Source organism: Sphingomonas folli (genome assembly GCF_019429525.1).
GTDB classification, from domain to species: Bacteria; Pseudomonadota; Alphaproteobacteria; order Sphingomonadales; family Sphingomonadaceae; genus Sphingomonas; species Sphingomonas folii.
Genome location: NZ_JAHXZL010000006.1, coordinates 96270 through 110826, shown reverse-complemented (window position 1 = coordinate 110826; position 14557 = coordinate 96270). Strand labels below are relative to the sequence as shown.

General features: G+C 71.6%; 16 protein-coding genes. 6 read left to right on the top strand and 10 right to left on the bottom strand.

Features of this window, described 5'->3' with window-relative positions; genetic code table 11:
* Window positions 1-2: 2 nt before the first annotated feature.
* A complete protein-coding gene (locus KZ813_RS10615; RefSeq protein ID WP_219754962.1) occupies window positions 3-149 on the top strand; it encodes a hypothetical protein in 147 nt (48 codons plus the stop codon).
* A gap of 205 nt (window positions 150-354) precedes the next feature.
* Here the strand turns inward: KZ813_RS10615 and rpmG are convergent, their stop codons facing one another.
* Window positions 355-522 carry a 50S ribosomal protein L33 gene (gene rpmG / locus KZ813_RS10610; RefSeq protein ID WP_219754961.1) on the bottom strand — a complete coding sequence of 56 codons (168 nt, stop codon included), beginning with the start codon at window positions 520-522 and terminating at the stop codon, window positions 355-357.
* 165 nt (window positions 523-687) lie between these two features.
* On the opposite strand from rpmG, the gene KZ813_RS10605 reads away from it, so the two are divergent.
* The 4 genes from KZ813_RS10605 to KZ813_RS10590 all read left to right on the top strand — a co-directional run bounded on the left by KZ813_RS10605 (window position 688) and on the right by KZ813_RS10590 (window position 3504).
* Window positions 688-996 (top strand): hypothetical protein, encoded by a 309-nt coding sequence (locus KZ813_RS10605; RefSeq protein ID WP_219754960.1) that lies wholly within the window; start codon window positions 688-690, stop codon window positions 994-996.
* A 153-nt stretch (window positions 997-1149) separates the two neighbouring features.
* Window positions 1150-1647: a Dps family protein gene (locus KZ813_RS10600; protein WP_219754959.1), complete on the top strand. Its 498-nt coding sequence runs from the start codon at window positions 1150-1152 to the stop codon at window positions 1645-1647.
* A 31-nt stretch (window positions 1648-1678) separates the two neighbouring features.
* Window positions 1679-1864: a DUF1328 family protein gene (locus KZ813_RS10595; RefSeq protein WP_219754958.1), complete on the top strand. Its 186-nt coding sequence runs from the start codon at window positions 1679-1681 to the stop codon at window positions 1862-1864.
* Between the two features lie 32 nt (window positions 1865-1896).
* Window positions 1897-3504: a cisplatin damage response ATP-dependent DNA ligase gene (locus KZ813_RS10590; protein WP_219754957.1), complete on the top strand. Its 1608-nt coding sequence runs from the start codon at window positions 1897-1899 to the stop codon at window positions 3502-3504.
* Between the two features lie 47 nt (window positions 3505-3551).
* Here the strand turns inward: KZ813_RS10590 and KZ813_RS10585 are convergent, their stop codons facing one another.
* On the bottom strand, window positions 3552-6455 hold the full coding sequence (locus tag KZ813_RS10585) for a TonB-dependent receptor (RefSeq protein WP_219754956.1): 2904 nt from the start codon (window positions 6453-6455) through the stop codon (window positions 3552-3554).
* Between KZ813_RS10585 and KZ813_RS10580 the strand changes: the two genes are divergently transcribed.
* On the top strand, window positions 6454-6600 hold the full coding sequence (locus KZ813_RS10580) for a hypothetical protein (RefSeq protein WP_219754955.1): 147 nt from the start codon (window positions 6454-6456) through the stop codon (window positions 6598-6600). The genes KZ813_RS10585 and KZ813_RS10580 overlap by 2 nt on opposite strands.
* An 85-nt stretch (window positions 6601-6685) precedes the next feature.
* Here KZ813_RS10580 and KZ813_RS20380 read toward each other — a convergent pair whose 3' ends face one another.
* From KZ813_RS20380 to KZ813_RS10540, 8 genes are all read right to left on the bottom strand, one after another.
* On the bottom strand, window positions 6686-7438 hold the full coding sequence (locus tag KZ813_RS20380; protein ID WP_219754954.1) for an acid phosphatase: 753 nt from the start codon (window positions 7436-7438) through the stop codon (window positions 6686-6688).
* 26 nt (window positions 7439-7464) lie between these two features.
* Window positions 7465-7935: a hypothetical protein gene (locus tag KZ813_RS10570; protein WP_219754953.1), complete on the bottom strand. Its 471-nt coding sequence runs from the start codon at window positions 7933-7935 to the stop codon at window positions 7465-7467.
* Between the two features lie 110 nt (window positions 7936-8045).
* Entirely contained in the window at window positions 8046-8894 is an 849-nt protein-coding gene (locus KZ813_RS10565; RefSeq protein ID WP_219754952.1) for an NPP1 family protein, read from the bottom strand.
* Between the two features lie 77 nt (window positions 8895-8971).
* Window positions 8972-11947 carry a TonB-dependent receptor gene (locus KZ813_RS10560; protein WP_219754951.1) on the bottom strand — a complete coding sequence of 992 codons (2976 nt, stop codon included), beginning with the start codon at window positions 11945-11947 and terminating at the stop codon, window positions 8972-8974.
* Window positions 11948-12089: 142 nt separating this feature from the next.
* Window positions 12090-12941 carry a FecR family protein gene (locus KZ813_RS10555; protein ID WP_219754950.1) on the bottom strand — a complete coding sequence of 284 codons (852 nt, stop codon included), beginning with the start codon at window positions 12939-12941 and terminating at the stop codon, window positions 12090-12092.
* Window positions 12938-13501, bottom strand: coding sequence for an RNA polymerase sigma factor (locus KZ813_RS10550; RefSeq protein ID WP_219754949.1), 564 nt, complete (start codon window positions 13499-13501; stop codon window positions 12938-12940). The genes KZ813_RS10555 and KZ813_RS10550 overlap by 4 nt, the downstream gene beginning before the upstream one ends.
* 109 nt (window positions 13502-13610) lie before the next feature.
* Entirely contained in the window at window positions 13611-13997 is a 387-nt protein-coding gene (locus KZ813_RS10545; protein ID WP_219754948.1) for a hypothetical protein, read from the bottom strand.
* Between the two features lie 8 nt (window positions 13998-14005).
* Window positions 14006-14434, bottom strand: a complete 429-nt coding sequence (locus tag KZ813_RS10540; protein ID WP_219754947.1) for a protein tyrosine phosphatase family protein — start codon at window positions 14432-14434, stop codon at window positions 14006-14008.
* Between the last annotated feature and the right edge of the window lie 123 nt (window positions 14435-14557).

The following is a 14557-nucleotide window of genomic DNA, read 5'->3' as shown; positions in this document are numbered from 1 at the left end:
TGATGGCCGAGCGCGACCGCGACGACGCGGTGGAGGAGACCGTCGAGGAACTGCTGACCGACCCGGACGCGCCCGACCACGGCGAACACCCGCGCCCGCCGCAGACCACCGACGCCGAACCGAGCGGGGCGGGGCGACGCGCGCCCTAGCGCGACGCCGTCGGCGCCGGCCCGTGTTCCTGCGGACGCAGGAAAACTGAGTCATGTGGCGCGACCCCGCCTAAACTGGGCTCCCGCTTCGCAGGAGCGGGATCGCCGCGATCGTCCACATACGCGAAAAGAGCCGCCGGCGCTACCGCCCGCGGCCCTCGGCGATCCGGTAGGCGGCGGGGCGGCGCGGCCGCCCCGGAGCCGCTCACTTGATCTTGGCTTCCTTGAACGCGACGTGCTTGCGCACGATGGGATCGTACTTGTTGAAGCTCAGCTTCTCGGTCTTGGTGCGCGGATTCTTCTTGGTGACGTAGAAGAAGCCGGTGTCAGCCGAGCTGACGAGCTTGATCTTGACGGTGGTCGGCTTGGCCATGACCGGTTCCTAAGCGAATGAAACAAGAAAGCGGCGAAGCTCGCCTCGCCGCGTCAGACGCGGGCGCTTGGCGCAAGTGGCGCGCGGAGTCAAGCGCGGGCGGGCATTAAGCCGGTCGTAAGGGTCGCGCGCGCATGCTGCACGCCTCGATCAAGGACCAGGCACATGGACGACATGGATATCCTCGCGATCAGGGCGCATCTGGCGCGGCGCATCGCCGCGATCGACTGGCGCGCCGGCCCGGCGCGGCTCGCGCCCGAGCTCGACGGCATCCGCGTCGCCGCCGCGCAGCACCATCTGCTGCCGGTGGTGACCGTGGCGCAGTCGCTCGGCACCGCGCTGGGCCGCGGCGAGCGCGGCCTGCTGGTGCACGACTGGCTCGGGCTGCTCGGCGAGGCGGTGGCGAGCGGCGCGCAGGACGAGGCGACGTCGCGCGCCTTCGCCGCCGCCTGCGCGGTGCGGCTGGCGGCCTAGGGCGGCGGCCAGAGGAGCGCTTTGTCCCGATCCTCCCCGCACGGCGGGGAGCATCCATGCCGCACGACCACGCTTCTCTCACCGCCCGCTTGACCGGACCCATTCGCGCCCCGCATCGTTTCGCCCCCGAACAGTGAAACGACGGAGCCGCCCGTGGCCGACACCAATCCCGCGCTCGACACACCGACCGACCTGCAGCGCAACGACACCCGCAGCGTCGCCGACGCGCTCAACGCCGCGCTCGCCGACAGCTACGCTTTGTACCTCAAGACCAAGAACTTCCACTGGCACGTCTCGGGGCCGCACTTCCGCGACTATCACCTGCTGCTCGACGACCAGGCGACGCAGATCCTCGGCGCCACCGACGCCATCGCCGAGCGCGTCCGCAAGACCGGCAACACCACGCTGCGCTCGATCGGCGACATCGCGCGGCGCAGCTCGATCCGCGACAATGACGCCGACTTCGTCGCCCCCGAGCAGATGCTGGCCGAGCTGCGCGACGACAATCTCACGCTCGTCCAGCGCTTCCGCGACGTGAAGGAGGCGGCCGACGAGGCCAAGGACAATGCCACCAGCGGCATCGTCGACGACTGGACCGACGAGGCCGAGGAGCGCGCCTGGTTCCTGTTCGAGGCCAGCCGCAAGGGCTGACCTCGCCCACCCACCGTGAAGGAGCCGAGCGATGCTGAGACTGGCCGTGATCTTCCTCGTCGTCGGGCTGGTGCTCGGCGCGCTCGGCTTCGGCGGCATCGGCGGCGCCTTCGTCGGCATCGCCAAGCTGCTGTTCTTCGTCGCGCTGGCGCTGTTCCTGATCTTCCTCGCGCTCGGCCTCATGGCGGGCAAGAAGGTGAAGGACACGCTCGACTGAGGCGCGCGGGGCAGGTCGAGCGTTAGCGCGCCATGCACGCCTTCGCCGCGCTCCTCGACTCGCTGATCTACACCCGCGGGCGCAACGCCAAGCTCAAGCTGATCGGCGACTATCTGCGCGTCACGCCCGATCCCGACCGCGGCTGGGCGATGGCGGCGCTGACGGGCGACCTCGACCTGCCCGGGGTGAAGCCGGCGCTGATCCGCGCGCTGATCGAGTCGCGCGTCGACCCGGTGCTGTTCCGGATGAGCCGCGACTATGTCGGCGACACCGCCGAGACCGTGGCGCTGCTATGGCCGGTGCCCGACCCGCCGCCCGCCGACACCGTGCCGCTGAGCGTCGGCGCGGTGGTGGACCGGCTGATGCACCTGTCGCGCTCGGACGCGCCCGCGGCGCTGGCGGACATGCTCGACCGGCTCGACGCGGAGGAGCGCTTCGCCTTGCTCAAGCTGGCCACCGGCGCGCTGCGCGTCGGCGTCTCGGCGCGGCTGGCGAAGCAGGCGCTGGCCGACGCCTTCGGGCTCGACGTCGAGGCGGTGGAGGAGGTGTGGCACGGGCTCGCGCCGCCCTATCCCACCCTGTTCGCCTGGGCCGAGGGCACCGGCGAGCAGCCGACCCCGGCGGACGTGCCGGTGTTCCGCCCCTTCATGCTGGCGCACCCGCTCGAGGACCTGCGCGTCGATCTCGCCGACTATGTCGCCGAGTGGAAGTGGGACGGCATCCGCGTTCAGCTCGTCCATGTCGCAGGCGCCACGCGGCTCTACAGCCGCACCGGCGACGACGTCACCGCCGCCTTCCCCGACGTGGCCGCGGCGTTCGCCACCTTGGGCGTGGTCGACGGCGAGCTGATGGTACGCGGCGACGCGCAGGGCGGCGGCATCGCGGAGGGCGAGGGTGCCGGCAGCTTCAACGCGCTGCAGCAGCGGCTCGGGCGCAAGGTCGTCTCCGCCAAGATGCTGGAGGAGGCGCCCGCCTTCGTCCGCCTGTACGACATCCTGTTCGACGGCGCGGAGGACCTGCGCGCGCTGCCCTGGACCGAGCGGCGCGCGCGGCTGGAGGCGTTCGCGGCTCGGCTCGACCCGACCCGCTTCGACGTGAGCGGGGTGATCGCGGCGGATGATTTCACCGCGCTGGAGGGCATCCGCGCCGGCGCGCGCGACGCCGCGATCGAGGGCGTGATGCTCAAGCGCCGCGACTCGCCCTATGTCGCGGGGCGCCGCGCCGGGCTGTGGTACAAATGGAAGCGCGACCCGCTCACCGCCGACTGCGTGATGATGTACGCGCAGCGCGGCAACGGCCGGCGCTCGAGCTGGTACAGCGACTATACCTTCGGCTGCTGGACGGGCGAGCAGGCGGGGGAGGGCGAGCTGCTGCCGGTGGGCAAGGCCTATCAGGGCATCACCGACCAGGAGATCGCGCAGCTCGACCGCTTCGTGCGCCAGCACACGCTCAACCGCTTCGGCCCGGTGCGCGAGGTGGAGAAGTCGCTGGTGCTCGAGGTGGCGTTCGACTCGATCCACGAGTCGAAGCGCCACAAATCCGGGCTGGCGATGCGCTTCCCGCGGATCGCGCGGATCCGCACCGACAAGCCCGCCGCCGAGGCGGACACGCTGGCGGGGCTGCGCAAGCTGGTGACGTGAGGGAGGGCGAGACCGGTTAAGGTCTATCCCTCACCCCGCCCTCAACTTCACAGCTTGACGCGCAGGCCGACGTTGTAGCGCGCGCCGGTCTCCTGCTGGAGCAGGTAGCGCTCCTTGATCGCCGACCATTCGTCGATGAACTCGTTGGTCACGTTCACGCCCTGCAGATAGACCTGGAAGTTGGGCGTGAGGTCGTAGGAGACGTTGAAGTCGAGCTGGCCGTAGGAGGAGCGGTTGCGCGGCCGCGACTGGCTGTCGCGGCAGTTGCGCAGATAGTCCGAGCGCCAGTTGTACGACACGCGCGCCGAGATGCCGTATTTCTCGTAGAACACGCTGCCGTTCGCCGAGTGCGGCGAGAGGCCGTTGTAGCCGCACTGGAAGTCCGCCAGCACCTGGTCGCGCTCGGCGCTGCTGGCGACATAGGTGTAGTTGCCGGTGAGGCCGAAGCCGCCGACGAAGCCGCCGAGCGCGTCGAACGAATATTGCCCGCCGACCTCGATGCCCTTGATCGTGCCGCTCTGCCCGTTGCGCGTGCGCGTGTCCTGATAGACCCGGCCGAAGCGCTCGACCGGCAGCGTCTGGAGCTCGAGGAAGTCCGACAGGTCCTTATAGAAACCGCCGACGCTGATGTAGCTGACGCGCGAGAGATACCATTCCAGCGACAGGTCGTAGTTGGTCGAGCGGAACGGCAGCAGGTTGGGGTTGCCGCCGGACGACAGCGGCACCGCGATGCGCCCGCCATAATCGTTGTTGACGCCCAGGTCGGTCAGCGTCGGCCGCGTGATCGTCTGCGAGAAAGCGGCGCGCGCGATCAGCTTCTCGGTCAGGTTGTACTTCACGTTGGCCGAGGGCAGCGCGTTGACGTAGCTGCTGCGCACCGCGATCGCGGTGGCGGGGCCGTAGGTATATTGCAGCGTGTCGTCGCCGGGCGTGTTGGCGATCCCGGTGACGGGCGTGTCGAAGCCCGAGGAGAGCACCTGGGTGCGGATCACGCGCACGCCGGCGTTGCCGGTCCAGCGATCGTTGCCGAACTGCATGCTGATATAGCCCGCGGTCAGCCGTTCCTGCACGTTGACCGTGCCGCGGAGCTGCTCGCGCACCCCGAACGGTCCGCCCTCCAGCGCCTGCACCTGCGCCGCGAACGCTGCCTGCTGCTCGGGCGTGCGCCCGTTCGAGGGGATGTTGAGCGTGGCGGGATCGTTGAGATAGGCCAGGAAGGCCTCGGGATCGACCTGGAACAGCGAGGGCGGGATGTTCTGCCCGCCGCCGAGCAGGTCGCCCCACTCATAGGGCTGGAGCAGGCCGGAGGCGATCGGCACCTGATAGCCGCAATAGGTGCAGTTGGAGTCGCTGTTGTTGAACTGGCGGTTGATCTTGCGCCGCTCGGTGTAGGACCCGCCGAGCGTCACGTTGCGCAGGATCGAGCCGTCGACCGTCCACTTGGTGTCGAAATGATATTCCGAGCCGCGGTCGCGCGAGCGATTGGCGTCGATCCCCATGTAGTGCAGCCGCATCAGGTCGGGGTTGTTGATGATGCCGTTGTCGTAGGAGATCGACGGGATGCCCTTTCCGCCGTCGAGCGAGAACTGGTAGCTGTAGGGCAGCAGCGCGCCGTAGACGTAATAAGCGTTGGGCGAGTTGCGGTTGGCGCCGGTCTTCGAGGCGTCGAAGCGCAGCTCGACGTTCTCCGTCGGGTTCCACTTGACGTTGGCACCGACCTGATAGCTGTCCGACTTGCGATTGGTCGTGTTGTAGACGTGGTCGACCTTGGCGTTGACGCCGTTGTTGGTCAGCGTCGGGTTGGCCGCGAGGAACTGCGGGTTGGCGGCGATGAAGTCGCGCCCCAGCATGGTTAGGCTCGTCGCGGTGTTGGTGTCGTCGAACGTCGGCTGGTAGTAAGGCGCCGCCATGAAGTTATCGAGCCGGCGCGTCACGCCCGAGATGTTGAAGCGCGAGTAGATGCCGTCCACGGTGATCTCGAGCGTGTCGGTCGGCCTGAACTGCACCGCGCCCGAGACGTTGATCCGCTCGCGCTCCTCCTGCGCGCGCTGGTAATAGACGCTCTGCGGCAGGTTGGCGTTGCCGGTGACGGGGTAGCGCGAGTCCGACCCGGTGATCAGCGTCGGCACGCCGCCGATCGTCTCGACGATGTCGGGGCGGCCGTTGATCCAGCCGTCGATCGCGATCTGATCGGTCTGGCTCTTGCGCTTGGTGTAGGAGCCCGCGAGCAGCACGCCGAAGGTCTTGTCGGGGTTGGCGTAGGAGACGGTGGCGGCGAGATCGGGGGTGATCCGCTCGCGCGACCGGTCGTAGATGCCGCCGATCTGCGCCGCGGCGCGGAAGCCGCTGCGACCCTCGAGCGGGCGCGCGGTGACGATGTTGACCGTCGCGCCGATGCCGCCTTCCTGCAGCTCGGGCACCGGCGACTTGAAGACGTCGGTGCGCTGGATCATGTTCGAGGAGAGCACGTCGAACGAGAACTCGCGCCCGGCATTGTCGGTGGCCATCACGCGGCCGTTGACCAGCACGGTGTTGAACTCGGGACCGAGGCCGCGGACGGTGATGAACTGGCCTTCGCCGCCCGAGCGGTCGATCGCCACGCCGGTGATGCGCTGGAGCGATTCCGCGATGTTGGCGTCGGGGAATTTGCCGACGTCGACCGCGCTGATCGAGTCGACGATCTGGTTGGCGTCCCGCTTCGTCTGCGCCGAGGAGCTGAGGCTGGCGCGGATGCCGGTGACGACGATCTCGTCGCCCGCGGCGCCGGCATCGGGGGCGACGCTGGCGCCGCCCTGCTCGGCCGGGGCGTCCTGCCCGACCGCGGCGGCGGGCGGCGTCTGCTCCTGCGGCACCGTCGCGGGAACGTCCGGCGCCGAGCCGGTCTGCGCGAGCGCGGGCGCGCCGGCCAGGGCGCTGCCCAGCAGCAGGCATAGTTTGAGCGACGTTGGCATGACCCGTTCCTCTCCCGTGGAAGCACTGCCGCTCGTCCGCGGCTATTCTTATGATTTCTCGGCCTATGGGAAAAACAAGTTGAGAGATCAACCCGATAATGTAACCGGTTTAGCCGTGAGCGCTAACATCGCCGCACTGGCGTGAGCGCGCCGACATGTTGCGACGGGCGCGCGTCAACGACGCCCGCTCTCGCCGCGCGGATCTTCTGTTGCCCGATGTTGCCCGGCGCTCAGCGCGTCCCCAGCGCCGCCGCCTCCGCCGCGCAGCGCGAGGTCGCGAGGCCCGGCCTCGCGGGGAGCAGTCGCGCCAGCTCGTCGCGCGCGGCCTCCATGTCGGCGCGGAACGCCGCCTCGGCGTGGAGCCGGCTGACCGCGGCCGCTCCCGCCAGATAGCCAGCCTCGACCGCGCTGCGGCTATGCGAGCCGCAGATGTAGCGGCTCTCGCCGAAGCTGCGCCCGCGCGCCAGGATCGCGGTGGCGCGCGAGGGGACCAGCTCGGCCAGGATCAGCGCGCTGATCCAGCCGCCGCTGGTATGGCCCGAGGGATAGTCGCCGTTGGCCGCGAGATGCGCCGTCCGGGGCTCGCAGATCGCGCCGGGCTGGTCGAGATAGGGCCGGCGTACCGCGAAGGCCGCCTTGGCGCGCGACACCATGCCGCCGTCGCCGACGCGCTCGAACAGCCGAGCGGTGGCGGGCGCGCTCGCGGCGTCGAGCGCTCGGCCGAGCGCGCAGGCGAAGACGGTGAAGCGGTCGTCGCCCACGTCGCGCGTCGCGAGCGCCCAGCGCGGCGTGCCGGCGAGGCGGCGCGTGCGGCGGAAGGTGTCGCGATCGTCGCGCGCGCGCGCCTCGTCCCGCGCGGGTGGCGGCGGCAGCACGCGGGTGAGATCGGGCACGTCGGCGCCGTCGAGATAGGGCGGCGGCGGTCGGTCCGCGGCGACCAGCGCGAGCGCGAGCGGGAGCAGCAGGGCGGCGGATCGGAACATGGTCGGCGTCTCCTTCTCGACGGGGCTCACCGCGTCCGAGTCAGCGCCGCGCGCAGGTGGAACACATTGTCGTCCACCTCGTCGAACGCGAACGGCACGCGCATCGTATAGCCGGACACGGCGACGGTATCGGCGAGGCCGCCGAGCAGCATCGCCTGGCGCTCGTCGAGCTCGCGCTGGCCGTGCGCGGGGCGGACGGTCGCGGTGAGCGCGCAGGCGTCACCGGCGCAGGAGACCGCGACGTCGCCGAGCAGCGGGAAGGCGCGCGCCACCCGCGCAGCGACCGCCGCGGGCGCGACGGCCGGCGCGGCGACGCTCGGCGACGGCGCGACCGGGCGGGTGGGGGGCGAGGTCACGCGCGCGTCGGGCGCCGCCACGACGGTGACCGCCTCGTCGCGCGCTGCCCCCGGCGTCACACGCGCGCCCAGCCACAGGAGGAGCGCGGCGGCGAGCACGAGCGGCACGGCGGCCAGTCGGGCGAGGCGCGGGAGCGGCATGCGGCATCCTCCTGTAGCGCGGCCCGGTGACACGGATGCCGCGCCCCGCCGCGGATCGCCGGCGGGGCGCGGCACCGGGGTGATCGACCGCGATCGATCACCCGCTCGGCTCAGCAGATCGTGGCGCCGCTCGGGCAACCGGGCGAGTCGCTGCCAGCGTCCAGGTTGGGGTTGAAGCCGGGCGCGATGTTGCTCTTGTTGGCGTTGGCCAGCGTGGTGGCGAAGCGCGCCTCCTTCACCTCGAAGTTGGCGCCGCCGAAGTCATAGCCGGCCACACGGTCGCGCACAGCGCGCGAGGTATAGCCGTTCCAGCTCACCAGCGGCTGGATCACCCACTGGCCGGTACCGTTCTCGGGCGGCTCGTCGCCGCCGTCGGTCTTGCTGAAGCGGAACAGGTGCGAGAAGCCCCAGGTCTCGTAGTGGAAGACCAGCTTGGCGTGCTCGCCGGTCGAATCGCTGACGAAACGCAGCTGGCCGCCGCTCACCGCGCGCGTGTCCCAGTCGCCGTGGTCGCCGCGGGTGACGCCGACGACGCGGCTGCCGGTGCCCGCGTCGGTGGTCCAGACGATGATCGTCTCCCAGTCATAGGCGTGGCTGAAGTCGGACTGCCAGAAATAGGCGTAGACCCGCGCGCAATAGCCGTTGTTGCAGCGGCTGCGCGAGTAGACGTTGCTGCCACGCAGGTACCCGGCGCTGCGGCACGAGGCCGGGGGGCGCGTGGCATAGGTGGAGGCGGCGGCACTGACGTTGCCGCTCGAGTCGATTGCGGCGACGTTGAAACAGACGTCGGTGTCGAAGTCGATCGCGGGCTGGAAGCGCTTGTCGAGCGCGGTGGCGCGCTCGGGCAGCGGGTTGACCGGGGCGGGCCAGCCCTGCGCGGGGGCGGGGGCGGGCGCGAGCAGCGCCGCCGCGGCGCCGACCGCGGCGACGAGCGCGGTGGGGAAGGATCGTGTCGTCATGGGTCATCTCCCGAGGTCGTTCGTGACAGGCTACGCACACGCACTCCCGCCCGCGGTCCGTGCCGCGGGCGTCGAGGTCAGAAGGTGGTGGTGACGCCGAGCGTGAAGATCCGCCCGCTGGTGGTGTAGACCAGCGTCCGGTCGGCGGTGCGATCGGTGAACTGCTCGATCGCCTGGTTGGTGACGTTGATCCCCTCGGCGACGAAGCGCAGCTTGGGCGTCGGGCTGTAGCGGATCTGGAAATCGACGTTGTTGGTCGGGCGGATGCCCTCGCCGACATTGGCGTTGCCGCCCGCGCCGGTCAGGTAGCGGCTGCGATGGGCGGTCGAGACGCGCGCGCCGAACCGCTCGGTCTCGAAGTAGAGGGTCGCGTTGGCCGCCCAGCGCGACAGATTGTAGAGCGGGATGCGCTCGCTCACGCCGTTGTACACCGCGTTCTGGTCGCCGCTGATCCAGGTGCCGTTGGCGACCGCGCCGAGCCGGTCGAACGGCGCGGGCAGGAAGGTGAAGTCGTGCTGGAACGCCACCTCCACGCCGCGGATGCTCGCGCCCTCGCCGTTGATCGGGCGGGTGTAATTGTACGGCGTCGTGCCGTCCTGCCCGGGCAGCAGCAGCGACACCGGGAAACCGGTGGCGCTGTACGGCACCTGCGACGTCTCCGAGGTGATGAAGCTGTCGAGATCCTTCCAGAAGAAGCCGACCGATGCGAAGCCGTTGCGATCCATGTAATATTCCAGCCCGCCCTCGGCCGAGGTGGAGCGGAACGGGGCGAGATAGGGGTTGCCGACCGAGACCGTGCCGCCGAACGGCGCCACCGTCAGCGTCCCCGCCGCGGCGAGCTGCGCCAGCCCGGGCCGGTTGACGTTGCGCGCCACCGAGCCGCGCGCGACCAGCCGCTGGGTGAGGTCGAGCGCGACGTTGAGCGCGGGGAGCCAATCCTCGCTGCTGGTGCGCGCGGTCACCGGCTCGAGCGCGGTGACGCCGTTGGTGGCGGTGGCGAGCGAGCCGCGCGAGGTCAGGTCGGTGTGATAGTAGCGCACGCCCGCGTTGCCGCGCAGCCGCATCGCGCCGAGATAGGTGTCGAGGTCGAGCTGCGCGAACCCCGCCCAGGTCTTCTCGACGATGCCGAAGTCGCTGCCTGCGGTCAGGTTGGCGCGGGTGAGATCCCGGTTGTTGCCGAGCAGCGCGTAGATGCCGTCGACGTCGCCGCCCACGTAGGGCAGCAGGCTGTCGCGGTCGATCTCATATTTGAGCGAGGCAGGGACGGCGCGGTCCGCGGTCGCCTGGGTGCCGTAGAAGATGTTGGTGAGATACTGATAGCCGCCGTTGGTGAAGCGCTTGTACTCGCCGCCGAGCTCCAGCTTGAGCATGTCGCCGACGTCGTAGACCGCCTGCACCTGCGCGTTGGTATAGTCGCTCCTGATCGTGTTCTCCTGCGTCACCAGCCGCTGCACGTTCCACAGCGACGGGTCCGTCAGGTCGAAGCCGTAGCTGTTCCGCGGGATCGTCGGCCGCATGTCGAAGCCGAAGGCGGTGTTGCGCGCCTGCAGGAACACCTTGTCGAACACCGGCTGGGCGAAGTCGGACTTCTGATAGCCCGCCAGCGCGGTCAGCTTGAGCCGGTCGCTCGCCTGCCAGCCGAGATTGGCGACCGCCTGGTAGAAGTCGGTCGAGTTGACGACGCGGTGGTGCTCGGTGCGCTGGTCGATCCCGGTGTAGCTCGCCGCCACCAGCGAGTTGCCCTCGATCGTGGCGGCGCGGATCACCTGCGTGCCGCTGACGTTGCCGGTCAGCGCGTTATAGCCGCCCGCCGCGATGGCCCAGTCATCGCGGTCGTCCGACAGCCGGCCGTAGAGCAGGTCGACGTCGAGCGTGAACCGCTCGCCGGGATGGTATTGCAGCGCGGTGGTGACGCCGATCCGCTCGCGCTCGGTGTACCAGGTCGAGGGCGACTGCGCCTGGGGCGCGAAGATCGTGCCGCCGCGCAGCAGCGCGCGCGTGGCGTCGTCGATCTCGGCGCCGACGTTGCGCGCGCCGTAGGTGACCTTGCCCCAGTTCCAGTTGCGGTAGCCGTACTCGTTGTTGCGGATCTTCGAATAGGCCACCGAGACGAGCGCGCCGACGTCGCCCTGCCGCTGCGAGAAGAGCGCGACCAGCCGCGGCGTCACGCCGTCGGTGTTGGTGTTGGTCTGGCCCTTGGCGGAGAGCACGACGCGCGGGCCGTCATAGTCGAACGGGCGCGCGGTATAGAGCTGCACCGTGCCCGCGATGCCGCCCTCGTCCTGGTTCGCGGCATAGCTCTTCTGCACGCTGACGCGGTTGAACAGCTCGGACGCGAACAGGCTGAAGTCGAACCCGCGCGTGCGGCTCACGTTGCCGCGATTGTCCATGCCCGAGGCGGTGTTGCCCAGCACCTCCATGCCGTTGAGCTGGGTGCGCGTGAAATCGGGGCCGAGCCCGCGCAGCGTGATCTGACGGCCCTCGCCGGTGTCCCGATTGATCGCCACGCCGGGCACGCGCTGCAGCGCCTCGGCGAGATTGAGATCGGGGAAGGCGGCGATGTCGGAGGCGAGGATATTGTCCTCGGTGCCCACCGCGCGGCGCTTGAGCTGCTGCGCGGCGAGCAGGCTGCCGCGGAAGCCGGTGACGACGATGTCGCCCGGCGCGCCGTCGGCGAGCGTGTCGGGCGCGCCGTCGCTGAGCGGCGCGGGCTCGGGCGCGACCGCCGCGGTGGCGCCGGCGGGGCGCGGCCGCGCCGGTTCCTCGCGGAGCAGCAGCACGCCGTCGCGCGCCATCGGGCGCAGCCCCGAGCCGCGCAGCAGCAGCGCGAGCGCCTCGCGCGGCGTGTAGGTGCCGCTCACCCCCGCGGTGCGGCGGCCCGCGACCAGCGCGGGCGCGGCGATCACCTGCATGCCCGTGACGCTGGAGTAGCGCGACAGCGCCGCGCCCAGGTCGCCCGCCGGGATCGCGAAGGCCAGCGCGGGCGCCTGCGCCGGCGCCGCCGACGCGGCGACCGCCACGGTGAGAGCCGAGGTACCACCCAGAAACGTCATATCATCCCCCAACCGCGGCGCGCCCACGCGCCGCCCGGGAGGAAGACGCGGCGGCTGCCACGATCCGGACAATGTTTTTTCCCGGCTCGGCCCGCGCGCCTTCCCCGGGCGCGGGCGACGCGACCGCGGTCGTCGAGCCGCCTCAGCGCGGCTCCAGCACCAGCTCGCCGTCGCGCTCCACCACGCCGAAGCCGAACCCCGCGCCGATCGCGCCGAGCAGCGCGCGCGGCCGGTCGGTGCGGAAGCGGCCGAAGACCCGGGTCGACGCCAGCGGCTCGCGCGGCGCGGCGACTCGCGCGCCGGCGCGGTCGAGCACCTCGATCAGGTCGTCCAGCCGCATCCCCGCGGTGTCGACCCAGCCCGCGCGCCAGTCCGGCAGGGCGGCGTCGAAGCGCGCCGGCGGTGTCGCCGCGCCGTCGGCGATGCTGCTGCGATAGCCCGCGCGCACCACCACGCCGCGCGCGCCGCCCGGGTCGAAACCGACCGCGCCGCGATAGACCGACAGCGCCACCTGGCGCCGCGTCCGGTCGAGATCGAAGGCGGTGCCGAGCACGCGCGCGCTGGTCGTCCCGGCCGTCACCGTGAAGGGCCGCGCGGCGTCGTGGCGCACGTCGAAGAAGGCCTGGCCGGCGAGCAGCTCGGCGCGGCGCTCGCCGGTGCGGTAGGTCACGCGCACCCGCGTCGCGCCGTTGAGTCGCACGGTCGAGCCGTCCGCCAGCGTCAGCGTGCCGCGCTCGCCCGCGCGGGTCGCCAGCGTGCGCGTCCAGGCGGGGGTGGGGCGCGCCGGGGTGAGCCACGCGGCCGCGCCGAGCCACAGCGCGCCGATCGTCCCCAGCGCGGCGCCCAGGCCGCCGATCCCGCCCGCGACCGCGCGGCGGCGGCGGCGCAGCGCGCGCACCTGCTCGTCGGAGAGCCGGCCGCAGCGCGCCGCGGCGTCGCGCAGTGCCTCGCTGAGCGCCTGCTCGTCGAGGACGAGCGCGTCGCCCGCGCTCACGCGCCGTCCGCCAGCGTGACGCCGCGCCGCGCCAGCGCGCCGCGCAGGTCGGCGAGGGCGCGGACGACATGCTTCTCGACCGCGGCGAGGCTCATCTCGAGCGCGCCCGCGATCTCGGCGGTGGTGAGCCCGTCGAGCCGCTTGCGCAGGAAGATCTCGCGCCGCAGCGGGGGCATGCGCTCGAGCGCGCCGGCCAGCACCGCGACCGCGCGGCGGAAGGCGACCACGCGCTCGGCGCTGGGCAGTGGGCAGGCGAGCGCCTCGTCCAGCTCGACCGTCGCGCCGTGGCGGGCGGCGCGATGGTGGTCGAGCAGCAGGTTGCGCGCGATCGCGAAGCACAAGGCCTTGACGTCGTCGACCCGCCGCCCCGCCTGATAGCCGAGCAGCCGCGCGTAGGTCTCCTGCACCACGTCGTCGCGGTCGGCCGACTGGGCCACCCGCCCGCCGACGAAGGCGCGCAGCGCGCGGTGGAGCGCGGCGTCGGCGACGTCGAGCGCGCGCGCCGACTCGATCGCCGGGCACGCCGCGGCATCGTCGCGCCACCCTGTCGTGCTGCCCATCGCCTGTCCCCCGGAGACGATCGCCGGAGACGATCGCGGGCGGCTTATGGTGCGTTCGTGAAGCCGGCATGACAGCCGACGCGGCGCGGCGGTCGCGTGCCGGCGGCGCTCAGGCGGTCTCGAGCAGCCCTACGATCGTCGCGGGCTCGCGCTGCGGCAGCGGCGGCATGCCGAGGCGGCGCACGTCGATCGCGCTGACACCCGCCAGCAGCGCGTCGCCGAAGCCGCGGTCCGCGGTCTCGACCAGGATGCCCGCCGGTGTCTGGCGCAGCATCGCCCATTCGACCACGCGTGCCCGCACGCGCGCGCCGCGCACCAGCACCAGCGCGATCACGCCGGTCGAGTCGATCACCAGCGCGGCGCGGCCGTCCTCGGCGATCACCGCGTCGAAGCCCGCGAAGCGCGGCAGCGCCGCCGCCGCCGCCTCGATCGCCTCGTCGACCGAGCGCATCATCCGGTGCGCCCGACCGAGACCGAGCCATGCCGCCAGCCCCATCGCGCCGCTCAGCCGCGCCGCGCCACCGCGTCGAGCAGGGGACGCAGGTTGGTGAGGTCATAGCCCGCGGCGGCCGCTCTGGCGGTGAGTGAGTCGGCGTCGTCGCCGCGCGCGGCGCCGGCGAGCGCCCAGAGGTTGCACGAGCGCGTGCCGGAGCGGCAATAGGCCAGCACCGGCCCGCCCGCCTCGGCCAGCGCGGCGGTCATCGCCTCGACCTGCGGCAGCGAGAAGCCGGCGTGGGTGACGGGGATCGCGGTGTAGCGCAGCCCGGCCGCCTCCGCCGCGGCGCGGATCGACTCGCCGTCGGGCTGGCCGGGCTCCTCGCCGTCGGGGCGGTTGTTGACGACGGCGGTGTAGCCGGCGGCGGCGATGGCGGGCAGGTCCTCGGGCCGGATCTGCGGCGCGACCGCGATCGTCTCGTCGATGATGCGCAACATAGGAGCCTGCCTCTAGCGCGGACGGGGCGCCGCGTCATTGATCCCGATCGTCCCGTCGCGGGAGAGGCGGCGCCTTAGCCGGAAGCGGGCGGGTCGGCGAGGGGAGAATAGCGGCCGCTGGGT

Coding starts and splice junctions, on each gene's coding strand:
- KZ813_RS10545 (WP_219754948.1), bottom strand. CDS start 13,997: ATGGGGCTGGCGGCATGGCTCGGTCTCGGTCGGGCGCACCGGATGATG.
- KZ813_RS10605 (WP_219754960.1), top strand. CDS start 688: ATGGACGACATGGATATCCTCGCGATCAGGGCGCATCTGGCGCGGCGC.
- KZ813_RS10550 (WP_219754949.1), bottom strand. CDS start 13,501: ATGGGCAGCACGACAGGGTGGCGCGACGATGCCGCGGCGTGCCCGGCG.
- rpmG (WP_219754961.1), bottom strand. CDS start 522: ATGGCCAAGCCGACCACCGTCAAGATCAAGCTCGTCAGCTCGGCTGAC.
- KZ813_RS10585 (WP_219754956.1), bottom strand. CDS start 6,455: ATGCCAACGTCGCTCAAACTATGCCTGCTGCTGGGCAGCGCCCTGGCC.
- KZ813_RS10615 (WP_219754962.1), top strand. CDS start 3: ATGGCCGAGCGCGACCGCGACGACGCGGTGGAGGAGACCGTCGAGGAA.
- KZ813_RS10560 (WP_219754951.1), bottom strand. CDS start 11,947: ATGACGTTTCTGGGTGGTACCTCGGCTCTCACCGTGGCGGTCGCCGCG.
- KZ813_RS10570 (WP_219754953.1), bottom strand. CDS start 7,935: ATGCCGCTCCCGCGCCTCGCCCGACTGGCCGCCGTGCCGCTCGTGCTC.
- KZ813_RS10540 (WP_219754947.1), bottom strand. CDS start 14,434: ATGTTGCGCATCATCGACGAGACGATCGCGGTCGCGCCGCAGATCCGG.
- KZ813_RS10595 (WP_219754958.1), top strand. CDS start 1,679: ATGCTGAGACTGGCCGTGATCTTCCTCGTCGTCGGGCTGGTGCTCGGC.
- KZ813_RS10565 (WP_219754952.1), bottom strand. CDS start 8,894: ATGACGACACGATCCTTCCCCACCGCGCTCGTCGCCGCGGTCGGCGCC.
- KZ813_RS10590 (WP_219754957.1), top strand. CDS start 1,897: ATGCACGCCTTCGCCGCGCTCCTCGACTCGCTGATCTACACCCGCGGG.
- KZ813_RS10580 (WP_219754955.1), top strand. CDS start 6,454: ATGACCCGTTCCTCTCCCGTGGAAGCACTGCCGCTCGTCCGCGGCTAT.
- KZ813_RS20380 (WP_219754954.1), bottom strand. CDS start 7,438: ATGTTCCGATCCGCCGCCCTGCTGCTCCCGCTCGCGCTCGCGCTGGTC.